The sequence below is a fragment of the Vibrio sp. OPT41 genome, assembly GCF_015163595.1.
GTDB lineage: Bacteria > Pseudomonadota > Gammaproteobacteria > Enterobacterales > Vibrionaceae > Vibrio > Vibrio alginolyticus.
In genome coordinates, this window is record NZ_JADDYH010000028.1 from 165,529 (window position 1) to 186,320 (window position 20,792).

The window sequence follows — 20,792 nt, forward strand, 5'->3', positions numbered from 1 at the left end:
ACTATTCTCTACAATCTTAGTGATTTTCTTCTCGGTCAGCAACCAACTCAATCACAGGCAGACGCATAAACCAGCTGAGTAAAACGATTAGCATCACTAAAAGACCAATTTTTACCCAAACGAGGGGGACAACAACGATTGAAACCATGAAACTAAGCGCAATAAAAATCGCACCACGCTTTTTTACTTTTGAAGTAACAGCCCGATGCTTATGCCAATTGCCGAGAATGGGTCCAAACGTTTTGTGGTTATGTAACCATTGATGAAATGCGGGGCTACCACGCATAAAACATGCGCTAGCAAGCAAAATAAAAGGTGTGGTGGGTAAAAGTGGAAGGGCTATGCCGGCTATGCCGAGCACAATACAGAGTCCACCAACAGTATTGAAAAAGTAACGCTTAATACGAATGGTGAACTCCGGTACAAAATAGCTAGATTAAAAGCCTGCGTAACCATTCATTACACGAAGCCAGGTTAGCGTTGCAGGAAGTGTTGGGATCAAAAGAACTGCAATAAAACCTAAAAAGTAAAAAATATTATAAGGCTCTTTAAAATCTTTGTCTGCCATGATGTGTCTTCTCACTAGTTGACTTTGCTTCTCCCAAGGCACAGCGTTAAATTATCGTTGCACAAATGGGTCATTATTGTTTTAAGCGCTGACTATACATTAAACAGCCAAATCTAAACACCAGTAAAAAGTAAGGTTATTAAACTAAACGTATGTTGTTTTGGTGGTTCTAAAAAGATAATAAGCAGCGAAAGGACGCTGCTTATTGGTTTGCAAGTCATAATTATACTAGTCGGGATTTCCGGGTAATACTTAAACTAAAACTTGAAGAACCTAAACACCCGATAGATAACTGTCCTGCAACACTAAGCGGTAAATCGCGGGTGATGAAGTTTTTCATACTTCCTCCCCCTAAACGGTTACCTGCTGCGATGTGTTGATTCGTATTTCCGTCAGACCAATGGCTATCTAAACCCGCAGGCAATATAGAGACCGAGGATGAAGCGAGGTCGGCGACACCAAACACAGCATTGACTGCACCCGCACACTCCGAACACTCAATTCCTTTTTCAATGATCCCTACCATGTCCTTGAGATCAGCACTGAAACTTTTCAAGTTACGGAGATAGTCGTCAAACAATGCCCTAACGAGCAATGTCGTCGCAACTCCATCATTAGCTTGGGAAGCAGAATCAACTAGATAAAACGCAAATTGACCATTCATTAACCAACGATAATCGAAAACCAAGGGCATCACATCCGTCGATTGCAATAAACGGTACGAGCAGCGCCAATCTCCCTGAGCAGCATCCTTTTCTGGCAATAGAGCTTGCAGTAAATCTCTTGCCGCACTCGGATTCTGTTGTAAATATTCCAGATGCCAATACAGCTCTTGTTCATCTGGGATTTCACCACCATCATCAACCCTGAACCACTGACTTGAAAAGTCACGTTGTTCTGAGAAGTGGCTATCGGTATCTTCTAGCGTATTCTCTATCGCCTGAGATAGGTGCTCATAATTACCTATCGGTTTAGGAAGAAAATCTTTAATACCAAATCGCAACGCTTTCGCGACATCGGACATTTCATCCGTGCCTGATACCACGATAAGCGGCATATATGGGTATTCGAGACTAACTTCTTCGACGAACTCGATACCATCTAAGACCGGCATCGATAAATCACATAAGATAAGATCGGGTTGGCATTCCCTGAGTTGTTGAAGCGCTTCTAGGCCGTTTTCTGCTTCTACTACTTTAAAACCCTGACTTTCTAAATAGGCATTGGTTACTTTACGAAATATTGGATCATCGTCCACCAACATTATTAGTTTTTGATTAATCACTTCCTGTGCCGAGACCATTGCCGTTTGACTGTGAGTCTTAAACATACCTTTATCCCTCACAAAGCTCAGTCAAAAAAACAGATTTATTATTAAGTCATTATTTTTGTTGTGTTTACTTCCAGCAAAACGTGTCACAGCAAGACCTGAGGCCGCTTTGCCTTGTTATAAAACTTAGCTCGGAAACTGCATTAATACAAATATTACGGCGTATAACAGTATTTACTCAAACAGGGTTGCTGTGTTCAAATGATGCAACATGTTGACTTAAAGCAAGCTTTGATCACAAAGTTAATTATAAATTAACCGTAATCGGTAATTTAATGTGTCTGGAAATATGAAATTAGATGACTTAAACCTGTTTCGACTGGTTGTCGAAAATGGGAGCTACACCGCAACTTCGCGAAAAACCATGATCCCGGTTGCGACCATCACCCGACGCATTCAAGCGCTAGAAGACTCTGTCAATCTTCGACTATTGAACCGTCATGCTCGCAAACTTTCGCTCACTGAAGCAGGGGAACGTTTTTACCATGAGTGCTCTCCTTTACTACAAAGGCTAACAACCGCAGCAGAGGAAATCACTGACGACTGCCGAGGAGCATCCGGCAAGATTAAGATATCCGCGCCTTACAACTTAACTAAACGAATGATGATGCCGATGTTCAACAGCTTTATGAAGCAGTACCCGGACATCAACATTGAGCTAACGACAGAGAATAATGCGGACAAGCTTGACCCTACTGAATGGGATGTAATTTTTCGAGTGGGACCGCAACGCGACTCTAGCCTCATCGCGCGTAAGATTGGCGAAGTGAAGGATATTCTCGTTGCAAGCCCTGACTATCTAACCTCAAATCCTGCGCCACACCATGCAGAAGAGCTCTCTAACCATTCATTGCTAAAAGGGTACCCACTTATTAAGTGGACCTTGATTAATAGCAAAGGCGAGTCTGTGGTGAATGTTGATCGTGGTCGTTTTCAAGCAAACGCGCTCAATGTGGTGCGCAGTGCTTGTTCCGAAGGTTTAGGCATCACACTAATGCCAGATGTCATGATCAAAGAGTACATCGAGAGCGGCGATTTGGTACGCGTACTGCCAGATTGGAGTGCAAACCCGCGCGACATTTATATGCTTTACAACCACAAAGACCACCTGCCAGAGAAAGTTCGCCTCTTTATTGACTTTGTGATCGCTTATAACATTCACTAATTAAGTAGCGAAAACAAAAAACCAGAGCCGAAGCTCTGGTTTTTTTACGACTTAAGAAAACGCACCCTATGCGCCTTCGTTATGAAGCTCTAGGTTTGCTAAATCCTGTTGGATTTCAAGTTGTGTTTTCGCATCATCGTTACGAAGACCATCTAAAAAATCTAGGTATTGTTGGTCAATATCACCCGTTACGTATTCCCCGTTAAACACGGATGTATCGAACTGAGTAATGTCTTGGTTTCCAAGACCGACTGCCTCTACCAAATCTTCTAGACGTTGATAAATAAGCGCATCGGCACCAATCTGCTTACAAATTGTATCGTTGTCACGGCCATGGGCAATAAGCTCTGTAGCACTTGGCATATCAATGCCATATACGTTCGGGAAACGAACTTCAGGGGCCGCTGAGACCATGTACACTTTCTTGGCACCAGAATCACGAGCCATCTCAATAATCTGCTCTGACGTTGTACCACGAACAATAGAGTCATCCACCAGCAACACGTTCTTACCTTTGAATTCCGAACGAATAGCATTCAACTTGCGACGTACTGATTTCTTACGTTGTTGCTGGCCAGGCATGATAAACGTACGTCCAACATAACGGTTTTTCACGAAACCTTGGCGATAAGGGATATCGATCGCTTGAGCGATTTGCAGTGCAATGTCGCAAGACGTTTCAGGGATAGGAATGACAACATCGATATCAAGGTTTGCGTAATCTTCACGAATACGTTCGCCCAGCTTTTTACCCATTTCAACGCGAGCGCTGTATACCGAAATTTTATCGATGAACGAATCCGGACGAGCAAAGTATACGAACTCGAAAATACAAGGGTTAAGCTTAGGATTATCTGCACACTGCTTCGTATAAAGCTCACCGTCAAACGTTGCGTAAATCGCTTCACCAGGTGCAACATCACGGACGAAATCAAAACCGACCGCATCCAATGCCACCGATTCAGACGCAACCATGTACTCTGCTCTGCCGTTAACTTCACGCTTACCTAAACACAGCGGGCGAATACCGTGTGGGTCACGAAATGCAATCATACCATGACCAATGATCATGGCGGTCACAGCATAAGCACCGCGAATTGTGCGATGAACATTGGTGACTGCGCGGAATACGTCTTCGGTCGTGACATTTCCTTTTACTGAGTCAATTTCGTGCGCCAGTACATTTAGTAATACTTCAGAGTCTGAAGTGGTATTGATATGACGGCGATCTTTTTCAAACAGCTTCTGACGAACTTCGTTAGCGTTAGTCAAGTTACCGTTGTGGGCAAGTGTAATACCGAAAGGAGAGTTTACGTAGAAAGGTTGAGCTTCTGAAGCACTTGAACTGCCTGCTGTAGGGTAACGAACATGACCAATTCCGACCTCGCCTTGCAGGCGCTGCATGTGTCTTGCTTCAAATACATCCTTGACTAAACCGTTCGCCTTACGCAGACGAAAACGATTGCTTTCTATGGTACAAATACCAGCGGCATCTTGGCCACGATGCTGTAACACCGTTAACGCGTCATAAATAGACTGGTTTACAGGCGTTGTGCCCACGATTCCAACAATACCACACATGTCCTAATCCTCGATTTGCGACAGTAGCTGGCACTACTAGATAGTGCCAGACAGAAAACTTGATGTTGCTTGTAAATGCTCGAAGAATGGGGCGATGATACGGCTGAACTCAGGGATCAACTGTGAATCTTTCCACCAATCCGAGCTTGGGAATGCAGTAAACGCATCCATAAAAAACAGCACCGCAGAAACAATTAAGACTCCGCGTAGACCACCAAATACAATCCCGAGAATTCGGTCCGTACCTGATAGCCCTGTTTTTTGTACCAGTTGACCAATGACGTAATTCACCACTGCACCAACTACCAAGGTTGCGACAAATAACGCCGCAATCGCCGCTCCGTTACGAAACATATCATCTTCGATGTTGGTGAAGTACACCGCCAATTTGGCATAGTAATTACTGGAGATAAAAAACGCTCCGAACCAAATCACCAAAGACAAAGCTTCTTTAGCAAAACCGCGAACTAAACTGATCAGAGCTGAAAATCCGATCACACCTAAAATGATAAAATCTATCCAATTCATCTTTTCTTCATCTTAAGTTGGCGCGCATTTTAACAGAAAAAATGCTGACGCAAACGTTTTCTTATGGATTTAATGGCTTAAATTTAAGCAATTGACCTTTTGAACCTGTAATTTTTTGTAATTCTTGAACTTGTCGTTCAAGTTTACTTTTTGACACATCAGGGCCAACAATCACTCTCGTAAACTCGTTTTCTTTCTTTGTGTGAGCTTGATAACCACGCTTTTGCAAATCCGCGACAAGCGCGACAGCATTTTCGTGATTCTTAAGTGCCATCAACTGAATGATCCAAGCTGAATCTTCATATTGATTTTTCTCTTGAACAGGACGAGTGACGACCTCAACTTGCTCTGGTTGTTTGATGACCTCAGGTTTAGATGTTGGCACTGGCTCGGGCTCAGAAACGGCTACTTGAGCATCCTCACGTTCTTGCACTACAGCTTCAACCGGAGAATCCGGTAACGTAATGTCGTCTTCCACTGGCTCTAATATTTCGAAGTTTTCCACATCACTATCAAGTTCTGGTTTGATAGGAATACTGGCAAATTCTTCTTTGTAGTGCAGTTTCTTACCATCTAGCACATCGGGAAGAACAATGACTCCGACTGCGACTAGAATGATGGTGCCGACTAAACGACTTTGGAATTTACTTGCCATCAAAATACCTTTACTTATTTATTATTTGATTGCCAATGTTCCAATACCTCTCCGACGGTATGGAATGATCCAACCACCAGAATAACGTCTCCTGTCTTTGCGTGGCTTCTCGCACTCTCGAAGGCGTCAACAGGGTTTTCAAAATGAACTTGCCCATCAGGTAAGTATTGGCACAATTCATCAGCGGTCGCCGCTCTCGGTCCAGTAAGCGACGCTGGATACCATTGTGTTGCAACTGGAGTTAGCGCTTCAATGGTTGCTTTAATGTCCTTGTCATGCAGCATTGCAACCACAATATGGATATTCTTACCCAGATATTGTTGCTTCACTCTCTCTACCAAATACTCAGCAGAGTGCGGGTTATGAGCGACATCAAGGACTATTTCAGGTTCGTGATGCAGTACTTGCATACGCCCCGCCAAACGCGCATTATTCAAGCCATTGACAATATTTATGTCAGTGATTTGCAATTCCGAAGCCCCTAGTGCCATCAGTGCAGTGGCTGCATTTTGTAATGGTAGCGATGGGATTGGTAAATCCTCTAACTCAAATGCCCCACTGCTCCATTTCCAACCATTATCAGTTAGTTGGTAATCGTACTGAATACCTACTTGGAAGAACTCAGAACCAATATCGTCAGCATGAGCCGCCACGGTCGCTGGTGGCGTCGGTTGACCACAAATTGCTGGCTTCCCTGAACGGTAAATGCCCGCTTTTTCAAAACCAATAACATTGATGTCATCACCAAGCCAATCCACATGATCGATCGCTAAGCTCGTAATAACAGAAACATCATGGTCAACAACGTTAGTGGCGTCTAGACGGCCGCCAAGTCCTACTTCAAGTAAGACAACGTCAACTTTCTCTACTTGGAAAATACGTAGCGCAGCAAGCGTACCGAATTCAAAGAGGCTAAGGCTAACATCACCACGCTGCTTTTCTACATAATCGAATGCTTCACAGTGCTTGGCATCTACAACGTCAACGCCATTAATGCGTACACGCTCGTTGTAACGAATCAGGTGCGGAGAACTATAAACACCGACTGAATAGCCAGCATCAAGTAAAATGGCTTCCATTAACGCACACGTTGAGCCTTTGCCATTGGTTCCGGCAACGGTGATTACGGTTGGAGCTGGTTTGGTAAGATTGGCTTTGTTTGCTACCGCTTGGACACGGTCTAAGCCTAGATCAATTGCTGAGGAATGAATATTTGCTAAATAATCAAGCCACATCTCTAATGAAGATGTGGCTTGAGGAATTGGGTTTTGGGTCATCTAACTTTAACCATTAAATTCTTTGGTTTTTATGTTAGTTGATACTTTACCCTTTTTCGTCCGCTTCTGGTACAGAATATGGCTCTTCATTTGGAGATTCGTTAACCGAAACCACCAAAGGAGACTTGTGGTTAGTCATCTTAGCGATAAGACCACCCACACGCTGACGCATTTCACGACGGTCAACGATCATATCAATAGCACCGTGATCAAGTAGGAACTCACTACGCTGGAAACCTTCAGGAAGATCTTCACGCACTGTTTGCTCGATTACACGACGACCAGCAAAGCCAATCAGGGCCTTAGGTTCACCGATGTTGATATCACCCAACATAGCCAAACTTGCTGATACACCACCCATTGTAGGGTCAGTTAGAACCGAAATAAACGGCAGACCTTTTTCTGATAAACGCTCAAGCGCAGCACTGGTTTTTGCCATTTGCATAAGAGACATTAATGCCTCTTGCATACGAGCACCACCACTTGCTGAGAAACAAACAAGCGCACAGTTATTTTCAATGGCTGCATCCACGGCTTTCACAAAGCGAGCACCAACGACTGAACCCATTGAACCACCCATAAAGGAGAATTCAAACGCACACGCCACAAGCGGCAGACCAAGCAATTCACCCTGCATAACAACTAGCGCATCTTTCTCGCCGCTGTTTTTTTGTGCAGCAGAGATACGCTCTTTGTATCGCTTAGAATCTTTAAATTTCAGTTTATCCTGTGGCTCAAGTTCAGAACCTAATTCAACTCGATTACCTTCATCTAAAAATGTTTCCAAACGACGACGCGCTTTCATACGCATGTGATGGTTACACTTTGGACAAACTTCTAAGTTACGCTCTAGTTCAGCATGGTATAAAACCTGTTCACAAGAGGTACATTTAGTCCACACACCTTCTGGGATAGAAGCTTTGCGTGAACTTACTAGATTACTTTTCTCTAAAATCTTTTCAAGCCAACTCATGGAAGACCTTTTCTCTCAACTCTTCCGCTTCATTGCGAAAGATATAAATTCGACATAATACCGACGGATTAAACCATATCTTGCAGCTACTGTAGATAAAAAACTGGTTGTACCTATTTTTGATATCGTAAATAGCGTATGTTTTCCGTTCACATTCAATGTAAACACTACCGATATTTTGAAATAAGTTTGTAAAATTAGTTCAAATTATCTGGTAAAAACAGTGGACCGATCGGCACTTCAGGTAACCCAAACTCTTCTGGGTAGTCTACATCTACCAGGTACAGACCTTCCGCTTTCGCTGTCGCACCCGCTAGTTTGCGATCTTTGGCTTCTAATAACCACTTGATCCATTCAGGACTCTCTTCGCCACGTCCAACTTTTATCAAGCTACCCGTGATATTACGAACCATATGATGCACGAACGCATTAGCTTTAATATCAATAACCACATAGTTCCCATGGCGCGTAACATTCAGATGCATCAAGTTTCGAAATGGGCTGCGAGACTGACAATGCGCCGCGCGAAACGACGTAAAATCATTTTCGCCAAGTAGGAACTGCCCTGCTGCATGCATTTTTTTCTCGTCGAGCTCACCATGATAGTGACTAACCCCCGAGTTTAGGATGCCTGGACGTAAAGCATGATTGAAAATAATGTAACGATAACGGCGAGCTGTCGCTGAGAATCTTGCATGGAAATCATCTGAAACTTCCTTAGCCCAACGAACCGCTATATCGCTTGGCATGTTCGCGTTTGCGCCCATGGTCCAAGCTACCATTTTTCGAGTAACGTTGGTATCAAAGTGCACAACTTGTCCCGTGCCATGCACGCCTGCGTCTGTCCGACCAGCACACTGAACTTCAACTGGATGATTAGCGACGACGGACAATGCTTTCTCTAGCTCTTCTTGGACACTTTTCACTTCTCTTTGGCGCTGCCAACCAAAGTAGTTTGTACCGTTGTACTCGATACCTAATGCGATTCTCATCTTAACCTTCGAACTCTAAAATGGGGCGGGAAGTATATACTCAAGTCACCTCAAGTTGCCAGTTTCACCAAGGGTGACATAAAGGTAGCATCCTACTAACGGGACACAAAAAGGGTAGCAAACGCTACCCTTTTGTTTCGGTTTATCGGCCATTAATGGCGTCAATCAGGCTTTTTGCTTCGCGGCGAATATCATCCTCACCGTAAACAATCGCCTCTTCTAGTAGTTTAATCGCCCCTTGAGAATCGTTCATCTCGAGATAGATTTTAGCCAAATCCAGTTTCCCAGCCGCTTCAGCATTGTTATCTACGTCAATATCGCCGATCTCGCCGATAACATCTGGAAACTCGTTCAATCCGACATCGAGCTTAAGGTCTTCTTCTTCGAACTCACCACCTTCTCTGTCGACCTGAGCCATCAATTCATCAATCGTCATAAATTGATTTTTCTTCGGGTCGAAGTCATCCAAGTCGCTTTGCTCTGCCCAGTTTTCTTGCGCGATCTCTGGCTGACTTAGTGCATCACTCGAATTCCAAACATCACGCTGGTCCTCAGGCACTTCTTCAGTAGAACTTACGTTATCAGCAGCGGGTTTAAAGCCATCCCAATCATCTCCAACATCCAGCATGGTTTCAAAATCCATACCTGCACTTGCGATGGTGTCACTGTCTAGTTTACCTTCAAATACTTCTGAGTTTGCGTCTTCCGCAAGAAGGCTAGCCATTGATGATTCATCATCCAAATTACTGAGCGGCTCACCCTCTGTCGCTGTTGGCTGCACTTCTGGGTCAGTATCAAAGCCGTTTTGCTGCGCAAATACTTCAAACAAAGCATCATGATCGTTATCGGCTTGAATAGCTGGTCTCGATGTCTCTGCTTCAACCTTAGGGCTCTCTGACGCACCCTCGTTCATTGACGCGAGAACATCTTCCTCATTGAACTCTGGAAGATCTTGGTCGTCAAAACTTAACTCTTCATCCTCACCGGAGATTGGTTCTATATCTGCAGTCTCAGAGCTCGGTAATTCTGGCTCTTCTTCCATCGACGCCAAGGCATCTTCTTCGCTGAACTCTGGCAAATCGAGCTCATCAAAATTGAACTCTTCTTCGGACTCAGCTGGCAAGTCGGCTTCAACTTGTTCTAGTTCAATGGACTCGGACGTTTCTAACTCCGGCTCATCCACCATAGACGCCAATGCGTCTTCTTCACTAAACTCAGGAAGATCCAGCTCATCAAAATTGAATTCATCTTCTGATTCAGCTGGCAAGTCGGCTTCAACCTGTTCTGGCTCAACGGACTCGGACGTTTCTAACTCCGGCTCATCCGCCATAGACGCCAATGCGTCTTCTTCACTAAACTCAGGAAGATCTAGCTCATCAAAATTGAATTCATCTTCTGATTCAGTTGGCAAGTCGGCTTCAACTTGTTCTGGTTCAACGGACTCGGACGTTTCTAACTCCGGCTCATCCGTCATAGACGCCAATGCGTCTTCTTCACTAAACTCAGGAAGATCCAGCTCATCAAAATTGAACTCTTCTTCGGACTCGGTTGGTAAGTCGGCTTCAATTTGTTCTGGTTCAACGGACTCGGACGTTTCTAACGCAGGTTCGCCAGCCATAGATGCTAGAGCATCTTCTTCGCTGAATTCTGGAAGATCTAGCTCATCAAAATTGAATTCATCTTCTGAATCGTTGGTCGACTCAGTTTCCGGCTCCAATTCAGGTTCATCCAGTAGCCAATCTTCTTCTTGTGGAACACCGAATTCATTTTCTATTGTATTTGGTGTCGGCGTGAAGGCTGGAATGTCTTCCTCTTGCTCAACGTGAGGCTGTACCTCAGCATCGGACTCCACGGATGGTTCTTGTGTTGAATCAGTATCGGTAGCCTCTTGTTGTAGTGATGAAGCTTCCTCTATCTCCGTTTGTGTTTTTTCAACTTGCTGCGGTAAATCGTCTTCACTATCAAATAGAGCGTCAAGTTCAGCAGAAAAATCCGCTTTTTCTTGTTCTGTTGGCAGAAGTTCTTCACTGTCTGACTCAAATAGGTCGTCTAGCTCGCTCATTAAAGGATCATTCTCTGGTGAGAGGTCCTCTAAATCACCAAGAAATTCATCGCTGCTAAATGGCTCTGAGGCAGCCTCTGGCTCGGTTAATGGTTGATCTTCTACAGCTTGTTGCGTGTCTGGCTGGCTTTCACTTAATAAAGCGTCGATGTCCAACCCAGACTCAATGTCCTGATCTTCATGAGTTTGTTCTGACCCAACTACGGGAGATGGCTTTTCGTCGGCGTCTGGCTCACCAAAACCAAGTGATTTCAGTAACTCTTCCTCTTCCGATTTATTCTGCTCTGGGCTCTCGTCCTCTCGAATCAGATCATCAAACGGATCTAAATCAGCTTCAGTCTCTTCATCAAGTTCAGAGGTAACATCATCAATGAGTTCGTCCAGTAAGTCTGTGCTATCTGCGTCTAACTCTTCGATCGAGTCATCACCTTCAAAACCAGAGATTGCTTCTAGCTCGTTTAGTGGATCAAACTCGTCTGTGTCATCTTCATCAAAATCAATGAGTTCATCGAGTAGCTCTGTACTGTTTTCATCTAGAACAGGACCTTCATTGGCGTCAGCTTCTCGAACTTCCGATTCACTAGCCGGTTGTTCATACTGGGCCAATAGCTTATCGATATCGTCGTCAGATGCCTCTCCTACACTAAAGTCATCATCCGAAACGGGCTGTTTTAACTCAGGCTCATCAGTATCTAAATCGAAGTCATCGTTGCCAAGTTCAGCAAACAAGTCATCAAGCATATCCTGGTCGACAGTGTCACTTGGTAACTCTTCTGACGGCTCATCGGCTGCAAGTAACTCGGCAAATGCGTCGTCTGAAAGCGAGTCTGATTTCTCATTCGCATCATCCGAAAGATCGAAGCCAGACTCATCGTCATCGAGCACTTCTAGTTCTGGAGCAACCTCATCTAAGGCTCGCTCCATTTCTTCTAAACCAAGCGCCTTTTCTTCGCCGTTGACTTGGATACCATTGTTCGATGACTCAAACTCATCCAGACCAACATCTAGGTCACCGTCATCGCCAATATCTGCAAATGGGTCATCGTCCCCTTCCAGATTGAAATCAAGTTCTTCATCGTCGAGGTTAGCAAAGACGTCTTCTTCTAAATCTGACTTCTCTTCTTGTAAAGACTGTGTGTTGATATCTTCATCTGCAAACAATTCATCATCAAGCGTGAGCTCTTCATCCAGCTCATCCGCCGCCGCTAAACCGATTGGCGCCGCAAGAGGATCAACGTTTTGCTGTTCCTGCTCAACCGCTTCTTCTCTCGCTTTAGAGCGTCGACCAAGCAGCATAACGACTAGCAAGGCGAGCAAAGCACCAGGAATTAATGCCGCAAGACCAACAAGCCAACCATTCGACAAAATTTTGTCCATGGTGCTTGGTTGCATGCGTTGTTGTTCAGCAAGGCGCTGGCGCTCTTCAGCAAGCAGTTTCTCGACTTCTGAGCGAATGCGTTCTTCGTCATTCAGCTCGCTTTTCAAAGTTTCGACTTCGCTTTGCACTTCTGACAGCATCAATCGAAGACGATGGTTCTTCTCTTCTAATGAGTCTAATTCACTTTGTGAGCCTTGAAGTTTGTCCTTTAGCGCACTGACCTGCTTTTCACCCTGCGGAGAGGTGGTTACTGGTGGCGCAGGGATGACGGGTATTGTTTTCGGAGTTGGTTTTGGCTCCGTTGCTGCCACTGTCTCTGGCTTAGCCGCAGGCTTGGGTTCTACTTTAATTTGTGGCTTTGGTTGCTCGGTGACTCGTTGTGCTGGCGTCGCTCTATTTGTCGGCTTCGGCTGTTTTAACTTAGCTTCATGCGCCTTCATAATCGCAACAGCTTGCGCTGTGGTCGCGCTTTGCACTTGCTCTAGAGAAGGTACTCGTAGCCGACTACCTGGGATCAATTCATGAATGTTTTGGTTCTCAAACGCTTGAGGGTTAATTCGGTAAATGGCAAGAAGCGTTTGTTGAACGGTAACACCGCGTGAAGGTCGTAATTCTGAAGCGATCGACCATAGTGTTTGATTTTCACCAGTCGGACCAAAGAAACGTGACGGTTGAGTATTCGCAGGAGGAGCAGGTAATGCTCGCTCAATATCTTCAGCATAGCTCGGAGATGATTGCACTTCACCAGACGGTCCAACAAGACGAATTCCTTCGGCTTGAACCACTGATGATGTCTGAGTCGCGCTCATCAACACAAGGGCTGCTAACAAACGCTTATAATTTTGACGCATAGAAGGCTCAGTTTTGTGCTAAATACAATTTGAAATGGTGATCGGTTAAATATATCGGATATCGCATGCAAAACTATAGCGTTGAGAATAAAAAATGTGTGGCTCTCGCCATATTCGTACTAATCTCACACTATTTTGTTTCGTTCGTACAAAAAAGCCTCGCACTGTGCGAGGCTTTGAAATGAATTGTAAACGACTTAGTAGTAATCGCGGATCAGAACTTCTGCGATTTGCACCGCGTTAGTTGCCGCGCCTTTACGCACGTTATCAGCAACAACCCACAGGTTTACTCCGCTATGATGGCTGATATCGTTACGGATACGGCCAACCATTACATGGTCTTTACCGCCCGCATCGCGAACTTGTGTAGGGAAGTCTTCACCGTGGAACACTTCGATACCGTCAGTTTGTTCAAGCAAGTTAACGACTTCTTGTGCATCGATAGGTGAACGAGTCTCAATGTGAAGTGCTTCTGCGTGACCGTAGAATACAGGAACACGTACACACGTTGGATTGACTGTGATTGATGGATCGTTAAAGATCTTCTGTGTTTCCCACACCATTTTCATTTCTTCTTTGGTGTAGCCGTTTTCCATCATTTGATCGATTTGTGGAATACAGTTAAACGCGATCTGTTGAGAGAATTGCTTCTTGTCTGCAGGCAGACCGTTTAGCAGCTTCGCCGTTTGACCTGCTAGCTCATCGATACCCGCTTTGCCTGCACCAGACACCGATTGGTAAGTTGATACGTTAATACGCTCAATACCCACCGCATCGTGAATTGGTTTTAGTGCCACCAGCATTTGGATGGTTGAACAGTTCGGGTTCGCAATGATGTTACGGTTACGAAACTCTGCAATCGCTTCTGGGTTTACTTCAGGCACAACAAGAGGAATGTCGTACTCGTAACGGAAGTGTGATGTATTGTCGATAACAATCACGCCTTCATCAGCGGCAATTGGAGCCCACTTGGCTGATAGCTCACCACCAGCAGAAAACAGTGCGATATGCGCTTGAGACCAATCAAACTCTTCTACGTTTTGAACGCGTACCGTTTTACCATTGAAGCGGTAAGTCTTGCCTTCGCTGCGCTCACTCGCGAGTAGGAAGATTTCGCCTACTGGGAATTTGCGCTCTTGAAGCACATCCAAAATTGTTTCACCGACCGCACCGGTCGCACCTAAAATGGCAACATTATATTGCTGGCTCATTGACTTACCTCAATCTGAAAACCTAGTTCTGCTAATGGAGCAAGGTTACATGTTTTGTTACCCACTAGCGTGACAGCGCTGTATTCACGGCGATCCCAGTAGTTTTTACGCATCAGGTCAAAAGCGCCTGGCTTACTGATTTCACGGCGGAAAAGAGCGTCATCTCTACGCACATCATAGATTAACTGCGTGATGTTATGCAGTGTTGCTTCGTCCCAAGCTCTGTCCAATACCATAGTAGGAACAGGCGCGGTTGGCAGTAAATCGCTGGCATGCGCACGTAATTCGTTATTTAAGAACTCACAATAGCTGTTGAAAATCATCGTTGTACCGCGAGCTTTCCCTTCCAAGCCGTAGCCTGCAACGTGAGGGGTTGCGAATGCTAGCAGAGGCAGAAGCTCCATATCAACCTCTGGTTCAAATTCAAATACGTCGAGTGCCGCTGTAAAGCCATCATTTTTCAAAAGACGTTGCTTCAAAGCAGCGTTGTCAACGATGGGACCTCGAGCCGCGTTAATCAAAATTTGATCGCTGCGGAGACCATTTAATACCTTCTCATCAATCAAATGATGCGTTGGGTATGGGCCATCTTTGGTGATTGGCGTATGTAGTGTAATGATGTCTGAGCTTTCAATCAGTTCTGTCAACGGAGTAAAGCTACGAGGATCACCAGCCTCTTGTTTGAATGGGTCATTGATGAGAACTTTAATACCCATGCCTTTCAAACATTTCTCTAGGTAGCTACCTACTTGGCCTGCACCAATAATACCTACCGTCTTGTCAAATACCGAGAAACCTTGTTGCTGAGCGAGCACCATCATCACGCTGAACGCGTATTCCGCCACACCCACTTTGTTACACCCTGGCGCCGCAGTGAAGAAAATGCCTTTCTCTTTTAAGAGTGCTTGGTCAACATGATCCATGCCTGCCGTGGCCGTACCAACAAACTTCAGCTTGTTTGCTTTGCTGATCAGGTCAGCATTCACTTTGGTGACTGAGCGAATCATTAGGGCATCAACATCCACTAAATCATCGGCGGTCAGTGTACGACCTGGTTTTAGAATTACGTTACCGAGTTGGCTGAATAGCTCTTCAGCATACGGCATATTTTCATCAACAATAATTTTCATAGCGCCAGCGTTCTAACATCCATTTGTAAGAGTTCGTTTATTCGCAAGATGCGAAACTAAAGCGATTGTGCCCTTTTCCCGAAAAATCTCAAGATATAACACCAATAAACCTCAAGGAGGTAACTCCTATAGAATCGATTGCCGGGAAGCCTAGAGAAAAGCAGAAACAGAGAAAAGAAAAAGCCCGGCTAAATAGCCGGGCAAAGTTCCAGAACAAAAGGATCCTATCCCGCTCTCCATGGGATAGAGTCTGCGTCTGTTCGATCAGTGTGACTGATCAAGCTCTGGAAACTGGATTGTTGGCGTTTACAGTACTCTCGCAAGGCGCCAACAAATTCAGTTAACCTTGGTACTTTTTAATAACCAAAGTTGCGTTTGTGCCGCCAAAGCCAAAGCTGTTTGACATTACGGTCGTTAACTCTGCATCACGTGCTTCTGTCACTATGTCCAGACCTTGTGCTGCTTCGTCCAAGTTTGAAATATTGATGCTTGGAGCAATGAAGTTTTTGTCTAGCATAAGTGTTGAGTAAATTGCTTCGTGCACGCCCGCTGCGCCGAGTGCGTGGCCAGTCATTGCTTTTGTTGCAGAGATTGCAGGGCTGTTCTCACCAAACAATTGTTGGATAGCACCAAGCTCTTTCACGTCACCAACTGGTGTCGATGTACCGTGCGTGTTGATGTAATCCACACCATCAACGTTTTGCATCGCCATCTTCATACAACGAATTGCGCCTTCACCTGATGGCGCTACCATGTCGTAGCCATCTGATGTCGCACCGTAACCTACGATTTCACCGTAGATTTTCGCGCCACGTGCCAGTGCGTGCTCTAGTTCTTCAATAACCAGCATGCCGCCGCCGCCCGAGATAACAAAACCGTCACGGTCTGAATCGTATGTGCGAGATGCTTTGTCTGGCGTGTCATTGTATTTGGTTGACAGTGCGCCCATCGCATCAAACATCATAGTTTGAGACCAATCTAGCTCTTCGCCGCCACCAGCAAAAACAATATCTTGTTTGCCTAGTTGAATAAGCTCCATAGCATGGCCGATACAGTGTGCAGATGTTGCACATGCAGAGCTCATTGAGTAGTTCACGCCACGAATCTTAAATGGCGTAGCAAGACAAGCAGAAACAGTAGAAGACATAGTACGAGGAACCATGTAAGGACCAACTCGCTTTACGCCTTTTGCACGCATCGTGTCTGTCGCTACCGTTTGATTGTATGCAGAAGCACCGCCAGAACCTGCAACGATACCGGTACGATCGTTTGAAACCTGCTCTTCTGTAAGACCAGCGTCTGCGATTGCCTGCTCCATTGATAGGTATGCATAAGCAGCCGCATCACCCATAAAGCGCATCTGCTTACGGTCGATGTGTTCCGCCGGGTTGATTTTTAGGTCACCCCATACTTGCGAACGAAGACCGTGTTCTTTGAACTGCTCAGATGCAGTGATGCCAGATTTGCCCGCTTTAAGAGACGCTAGAACTTCTTCGACGTTGTTACCGATACTTGAAACAATACCCATACCGGTGATTACGACTCGTTTCATTATGACATTCCTATAATTCAAAAATCCGCTAGATGATAACTAAGATAGTCAACAAAAGTGGTCAGCTTTCCCATAAATTCGTACAATCGCCCCATTCTTACCGCGCCAAATCACAAATTTGCACCATTATGACTTCAATAAAAAACGCAGAACTTGGTTGGAACGAAGCTGGTACTCCGGTTTCAGACCAATTTGATGATGTTTACTTCTCTAACGTAAACGGTCTTGAAGAGACACGCTACGTTTTCTTAAAACAAAATCATCTCCCAGAAAGATGGCAGGAATTTGACCAAAGACGTTTTGTCATTGGTGAAACAGGATTTGGCACGGGATTAAACTTCTTAGCAGTATGCCAGTGGTTTAGTGAGTTTCGTCGTCAGCATCCGGACGCAACATTGAAAGAGCTGCATTTTATTAGCTTTGAAAAATACCCATTAAGCAAAGCCGATTTAAAGAAGGCGCATGAAGCTTGGCCTGAGCTAGCTGAGTACGCGGAAAAGTTACAAAAGCACTACCCTGCCGCTGTGCCGGAGTGTCATCGCATTGTTTTAGAAGACGGCGCAATCACACTCGACCTTTGGTTTGGTGACATTAAAGACTGCATGCCGCAAGTTCCATACAACGAACAAGGTTTGATTGATGCTTGGTTCTTAGATGGATTCGCGCCAAGCAAAAACCCAGAAATGTGGAACCAAGGCCTGTTCAACAACATGGCAAAGCTAGCCAAGCAAGATTGTACAGTTGCCACGTTTACCGCAGCAGGCTTTGTACGTCGTGGTTTGAACGAAGCTGGCTTTACAATGAAAAAGGTGAAAGGTTTCGGCACTAAGCGAGAAATGATCGCCGGCTCTATGGAGCAACGTGAAAAGCAGTCGAACCATCTCCCTTGGTTCAATCGCTCAGCATCTAGCAATCTTGATTCGATTGCCATCATTGGTGGTGGTATAGCTAGCGCGGCGTTAGCGAAAACGTTAGTTCGTCGTGGCCAAAACGTCACCCTTTACTGTAAAGACAAACAACCAGCCAAAGGAGCTTCAGGCAATCGACAAGGAGCCGTTTATCCACTGCTTAATGGCCCGCACACGGGTGTTTCACGAGTGTTTGCTCCTGCATTTTTGTTCGCACGTCAGTTTGTTGAACAAGCAGCACAAGAGATCGATTTTGATCATGACTGGTGTGGCGTGACTCAGTTGATGTGGGATGACAAATCCACAGACAAACTGGAGAAAATACTTACGGGTAACTTCACACCAGAGCTCATTCAAAAGCTGTCCGCCGAGGAGACTGCGAACACTATCGGGTTACCTATTGATATGGCATCTGTGCACTACCCAATGGGAGGGTGGCTGTGCCCTGCCGAGTTAACTCGTGGGTTAATTAAACAATTGGAGCAGACGTCGTTACTCTCAACGAAGTTTGAACACCATGTTGAGGCATTAGATTGGGATGAAAAGCGTCAGCTCTGGCTACTAACGGCGAGTGGTCAAACATTTGAGCACTCAACGGTTGTGATTGCGAACGGCCATGAGTTCCAGACATTGAGTCAAACCGCTTCCCTACCTATGGGACAAGTGAAAGGACAAGTCAGTCACGCGCCAGCAACCGAAACGCTGAGTCAGCTGAAAACGGTGTTGTGTTACGACGGTTACATGACACCTGTTAACCCAAGTAATCAACACTTGTGTATCGGTGCAAGCTACGACCGCAGTCACCTTGACTACGAATTTGATGAAAACGCCCAAAAAGATAATGCGGAAAAGCTAGTGAAATGTGTACCGAATCAAACATGGGCAAAAGAGGTAGATATCACTGATAATCAATCTCGCCAAGGTATTCGTTGTGTTAGCCGAGATCACTTACCATTTGTCGGGAATGTGGGTGACTTTGAGACGATCAAAACGCAATACGCCAACTTACAAAATCAAAAAGAAGAAGAGGTAGAAACCATTCATCAGTACCCTAACCTATTCTGCTTCTTAGGTTTAGGATCTCGTGGACTGAGCTCTGCACCATTATTAGCTGAAGTGTTGGCCTCCCAGATCTGTGGGGACCCGCTGCCATTACCTGTTGATATATTGACCGAACTTCACCCAAGTCGAATGTGGGTTCGTAAACTAAGAAAAGGCAAAGCCATTACCGAGCTGTAAGAGTATTCTCTCGTTTTAATTCCCGACACAGATACGTGTCGGGAATCGCTAACTCATTAAGTCGCTCGTACTGAGATTACTTCAGCAGTGCAACTGCCTGTTTCACTTGCTCTGCCACTTCTGGGTTTACAACCTTACCCGATTCCACGTCAAAATTTTCGTAGAAGCTCGGCACAGATAACGATGCCTTTACATCCGCGCCAAAAAATTGAGCAGAACCTGTCGCCGCCGCAAGAACACTTTGTGCACCACCGGGACCTGGGGAAGTTGCTAAATAAACGACAGGTTTGTTTTGAAATACATTACGCTCAATGCGCGTCGCCCAATCGAACAAGTTTTTATAGGCCGCTGGGTACGAACCGTTATGCTCTGCGAAGGAAACAACGATAGCGTCAGCCTTCGCCAAGTCACGTAAAAACGCGACAGCCCCTTCAGCTTGACCTATTTCTTTCTCTTTGTCCTCGCTAAACATTGGCGCTTGATAATCGTTTAAGTCTAGAACATTCACTTGAGCGCCTTCGACTTGATTTGCTGCGTATGTAGCAAGTAGTTTGTTGATTGAGGTAGAGCTGGTAGATGCACCAAATGCGACAATTTTCATGGTTGTAATCCTTTGTTCACGTTTTATGCTGATCAGAATAAAAGTTGAACAGTTTCGCTACAACCACAAAAATTTTATGGAAAGGTTCGAATTTTTCGAAGTAGTAAATTGCTAGGATTAAATAAAGGGAGAACGCTGCTTAGGGATTAAGCCTGAGCCTGGAGCTCTTGCCACAAATCACTGACAATCACGCGATCGGCCGGGCTTAACTCGGTACGCGCATCTTCTAAGCTGCTCTCAATGCGTGACTTCAGCTCAGTAATATCGCTAATCCCTTCTTCTTCACAAGACGCCGCGGATAAAGAGATGTGACCACGTAAATAACCACCAGCAAACAATTCATCGTCAGATGCTGTTTCAATTCGAGCATCAATCAGTTCCAGTAGTTTTTCTTCAAATTCAATAATCATGGTGTATCTCTGAGGTTATTAGTGGTTATTTAACGCAAAAGTCCGACGCTTCCAATGGCTTAGTTTGATAAAATGCGCGCAGGGCATCAGAAAGCATTTTCACTCGCAAAGGCAAGCCAACGTCCAAAATACCTAGCACTTCTTTATGCACTTTTTTCATAAAGCCGAGCCTATCTGGTTCAAAATCGCCGTGTAGATTGTCACAACTCACCGTAAAAGGGAAGCCAGCGCTTTGTGCCAGAATCCATTCATAAGCTTGAGGTCGCACTTCAACTTTCTCAAACTCCGCTTGAACTTCTGCTGTTCGCCCATCAGGTTCATACCAATAACCAAAATCTTCCAGCAAACGACGCTCTGGACCAGCCACACACCAATGCGAGA

The 20,792-nt window shown here is 45.1% G+C and carries 18 protein-coding genes; 2 read left to right on the plus strand and 16 right to left on the minus strand.

Annotated elements, in window-relative coordinates:
• Positions 1 to 16 precede the first annotated feature (16 nt).
• The 3 genes from IQP38_RS12655 to IQP38_RS12660 all read right to left on the minus strand — a co-directional run bounded on the left by IQP38_RS12655 (position 17) and on the right by IQP38_RS12660 (position 1,898).
• Positions 17 to 403 (minus strand): YbaN family protein, encoded by a 387-nt coding sequence (locus tag IQP38_RS12655; protein WP_373920817.1) that lies wholly within the window; start codon positions 401 to 403, stop codon positions 17 to 19.
• Between the two features lie 33 nt (positions 404 to 436).
• Positions 437 to 568 (minus strand): hypothetical protein, encoded by a 132-nt coding sequence (locus tag IQP38_RS26910; RefSeq protein ID WP_005380608.1) that lies wholly within the window; start codon positions 566 to 568, stop codon positions 437 to 439.
• Between the two features lie 223 nt (positions 569 to 791).
• On the minus strand, positions 792 to 1,898 hold the full coding sequence (locus tag IQP38_RS12660; protein ID WP_005380606.1) for a response regulator: 1,107 nt from the start codon (positions 1,896 to 1,898) through the stop codon (positions 792 to 794).
• 289 nt (positions 1,899 to 2,187) lie between these two features.
• Here IQP38_RS12660 and IQP38_RS12665 point away from each other — a divergent pair, with 289 nt between their 5' ends.
• Complete coding sequence (locus IQP38_RS12665) at positions 2,188 to 3,063, plus strand: LysR family transcriptional regulator (protein ID WP_005384959.1); 876 nt, start codon at positions 2,188 to 2,190, stop codon at positions 3,061 to 3,063.
• A gap of 66 nt (positions 3,064 to 3,129) precedes the next feature.
• Here IQP38_RS12665 and purF read toward each other — a convergent pair whose 3' ends face one another.
• From purF to fabB, 10 genes are all read right to left on the minus strand, one after another.
• Complete coding sequence (gene purF / locus IQP38_RS12670) at positions 3,130 to 4,644, minus strand: amidophosphoribosyltransferase (RefSeq protein ID WP_005380592.1); 1,515 nt, start codon at positions 4,642 to 4,644, stop codon at positions 3,130 to 3,132.
• Between the two features lie 36 nt (positions 4,645 to 4,680).
• Positions 4,681 to 5,172: a CvpA family protein gene (locus IQP38_RS12675; protein WP_005380590.1), complete on the minus strand. Its 492-nt coding sequence runs from the start codon at positions 5,170 to 5,172 to the stop codon at positions 4,681 to 4,683.
• 61 nt (positions 5,173 to 5,233) lie between these two features.
• Positions 5,234 to 5,827 carry an SPOR domain-containing protein gene (locus IQP38_RS12680; protein WP_005380588.1) on the minus strand — a complete coding sequence of 198 codons (594 nt, stop codon included), beginning with the start codon at positions 5,825 to 5,827 and terminating at the stop codon, positions 5,234 to 5,236.
• Positions 5,828 to 5,841: 14 nt separating this feature from the next.
• Positions 5,842 to 7,104: a bifunctional tetrahydrofolate synthase/dihydrofolate synthase gene (folC, locus tag IQP38_RS12685; RefSeq protein WP_017820798.1), complete on the minus strand. Its 1,263-nt coding sequence runs from the start codon at positions 7,102 to 7,104 to the stop codon at positions 5,842 to 5,844.
• Between the two features lie 46 nt (positions 7,105 to 7,150).
• Entirely contained in the window at positions 7,151 to 8,077 is a 927-nt protein-coding gene (gene accD, locus IQP38_RS12690; RefSeq protein ID WP_005380583.1) for an acetyl-CoA carboxylase, carboxyltransferase subunit beta, read from the minus strand.
• Positions 8,078 to 8,274: 197 nt separating this feature from the next.
• A complete protein-coding gene (gene truA, locus IQP38_RS12695) occupies positions 8,275 to 9,069 on the minus strand; it encodes a tRNA pseudouridine(38-40) synthase TruA (RefSeq protein WP_054730670.1) in 795 nt (264 codons plus the stop codon).
• A 142-nt stretch (positions 9,070 to 9,211) separates the two neighbouring features.
• Positions 9,212 to 13,360, minus strand: a complete 4,149-nt coding sequence (locus IQP38_RS12700) for a FimV/HubP family polar landmark protein (RefSeq protein WP_193837633.1) — start codon at positions 13,358 to 13,360, stop codon at positions 9,212 to 9,214.
• Positions 13,361 to 13,557: 197 nt separating this feature from the next.
• Positions 13,558 to 14,571, minus strand: coding sequence for an aspartate-semialdehyde dehydrogenase (locus IQP38_RS12705; protein ID WP_005380562.1), 1,014 nt, complete (start codon positions 14,569 to 14,571; stop codon positions 13,558 to 13,560).
• Complete coding sequence (locus IQP38_RS12710; protein ID WP_005380560.1) at positions 14,568 to 15,701, minus strand: 4-phosphoerythronate dehydrogenase; 1,134 nt, start codon at positions 15,699 to 15,701, stop codon at positions 14,568 to 14,570. Before IQP38_RS12710 ends, IQP38_RS12705 begins: the two co-directional genes overlap by 4 nt.
• A 340-nt stretch (positions 15,702 to 16,041) precedes the next feature.
• A complete protein-coding gene (fabB, locus tag IQP38_RS12715; RefSeq protein ID WP_193837634.1) occupies positions 16,042 to 17,253 on the minus strand; it encodes a beta-ketoacyl-ACP synthase I in 1,212 nt (403 codons plus the stop codon).
• 128 nt (positions 17,254 to 17,381) lie between these two features.
• Between fabB and mnmC the strand changes: the two genes are divergently transcribed.
• A complete protein-coding gene (mnmC, locus tag IQP38_RS12720; protein WP_193837635.1) occupies positions 17,382 to 19,400 on the plus strand; it encodes a bifunctional tRNA (5-methylaminomethyl-2-thiouridine)(34)-methyltransferase MnmD/FAD-dependent 5-carboxymethylaminomethyl-2-thiouridine(34) oxidoreductase MnmC in 2,019 nt (672 codons plus the stop codon).
• A 76-nt stretch (positions 19,401 to 19,476) separates the two neighbouring features.
• Here the strand turns inward: mnmC and IQP38_RS12725 are convergent, their stop codons facing one another.
• The 3 genes from IQP38_RS12725 to IQP38_RS26400 all read right to left on the minus strand — a co-directional run.
• Positions 19,477 to 20,001, minus strand: a complete 525-nt coding sequence (locus tag IQP38_RS12725; RefSeq protein ID WP_138939541.1) for an NADPH-dependent FMN reductase — start codon at positions 19,999 to 20,001, stop codon at positions 19,477 to 19,479.
• A 146-nt stretch (positions 20,002 to 20,147) separates the two neighbouring features.
• Positions 20,148 to 20,411, minus strand: coding sequence for a YfcL family protein (locus IQP38_RS12730; RefSeq protein WP_005380548.1), 264 nt, complete (start codon positions 20,409 to 20,411; stop codon positions 20,148 to 20,150).
• 25 nt (positions 20,412 to 20,436) lie between these two features.
• A partial coding sequence (locus IQP38_RS26400) for an elongation factor P hydroxylase (protein WP_228010054.1) occupies positions 20,437 to 20,792 on the minus strand: 356 nt, incomplete at its 5' end.

Bases quoted from the DNA above. Each gene is read 5' to 3' on its own strand.
- IQP38_RS26910 (WP_005380608.1), bottom strand. From the start codon at position 568: ATGGCAGACAAAGATTTTAAAGAGCCTTATAATATTTTTTACTTTTTA.
- IQP38_RS12660 (WP_005380606.1), bottom strand. From the start codon at position 1,898: ATGTTTAAGACTCACAGTCAAACGGCAATGGTCTCGGCACAGGAAGTG.
- IQP38_RS12665 (WP_005384959.1), top strand. From the start codon at position 2,188: ATGAAATTAGATGACTTAAACCTGTTTCGACTGGTTGTCGAAAATGGG.
- purF (WP_005380592.1), bottom strand. From the start codon at position 4,644: ATGTGTGGTATTGTTGGAATCGTGGGCACAACGCCTGTAAACCAGTCT.
- IQP38_RS12675 (WP_005380590.1), bottom strand. From the start codon at position 5,172: ATGAATTGGATAGATTTTATCATTTTAGGTGTGATCGGATTTTCAGCT.
- IQP38_RS12680 (WP_005380588.1), bottom strand. From the start codon at position 5,827: ATGGCAAGTAAATTCCAAAGTCGTTTAGTCGGCACCATCATTCTAGTC.
- folC (WP_017820798.1), bottom strand. From the start codon at position 7,104: ATGACCCAAAACCCAATTCCTCAAGCCACATCTTCATTAGAGATGTGG.
- accD (WP_005380583.1), bottom strand. From the start codon at position 8,077: ATGAGTTGGCTTGAAAAGATTTTAGAGAAAAGTAATCTAGTAAGTTCA.
- truA (WP_054730670.1), bottom strand. From the start codon at position 9,069: ATGAGAATCGCATTAGGTATCGAGTACAACGGTACAAACTACTTTGGT.
- IQP38_RS12700 (WP_193837633.1), bottom strand. From the start codon at position 13,360: ATGCGTCAAAATTATAAGCGTTTGTTAGCAGCCCTTGTGTTGATGAGC.
- IQP38_RS12705 (WP_005380562.1), bottom strand. From the start codon at position 14,571: ATGAGCCAGCAATATAATGTTGCCATTTTAGGTGCGACCGGTGCGGTC.
- IQP38_RS12710 (WP_005380560.1), bottom strand. From the start codon at position 15,701: ATGAAAATTATTGTTGATGAAAATATGCCGTATGCTGAAGAGCTATTC.
- fabB (WP_193837634.1), bottom strand. From the start codon at position 17,253: ATGAAACGAGTCGTAATCACCGGTATGGGTATTGTTTCAAGTATCGGT.
- mnmC (WP_193837635.1), top strand. From the start codon at position 17,382: ATGACTTCAATAAAAAACGCAGAACTTGGTTGGAACGAAGCTGGTACT.
- IQP38_RS12725 (WP_138939541.1), bottom strand. From the start codon at position 20,001: ATGAAAATTGTCGCATTTGGTGCATCTACCAGCTCTACCTCAATCAAC.
- IQP38_RS12730 (WP_005380548.1), bottom strand. From the start codon at position 20,411: ATGATTATTGAATTTGAAGAAAAACTACTGGAACTGATTGATGCTCGA.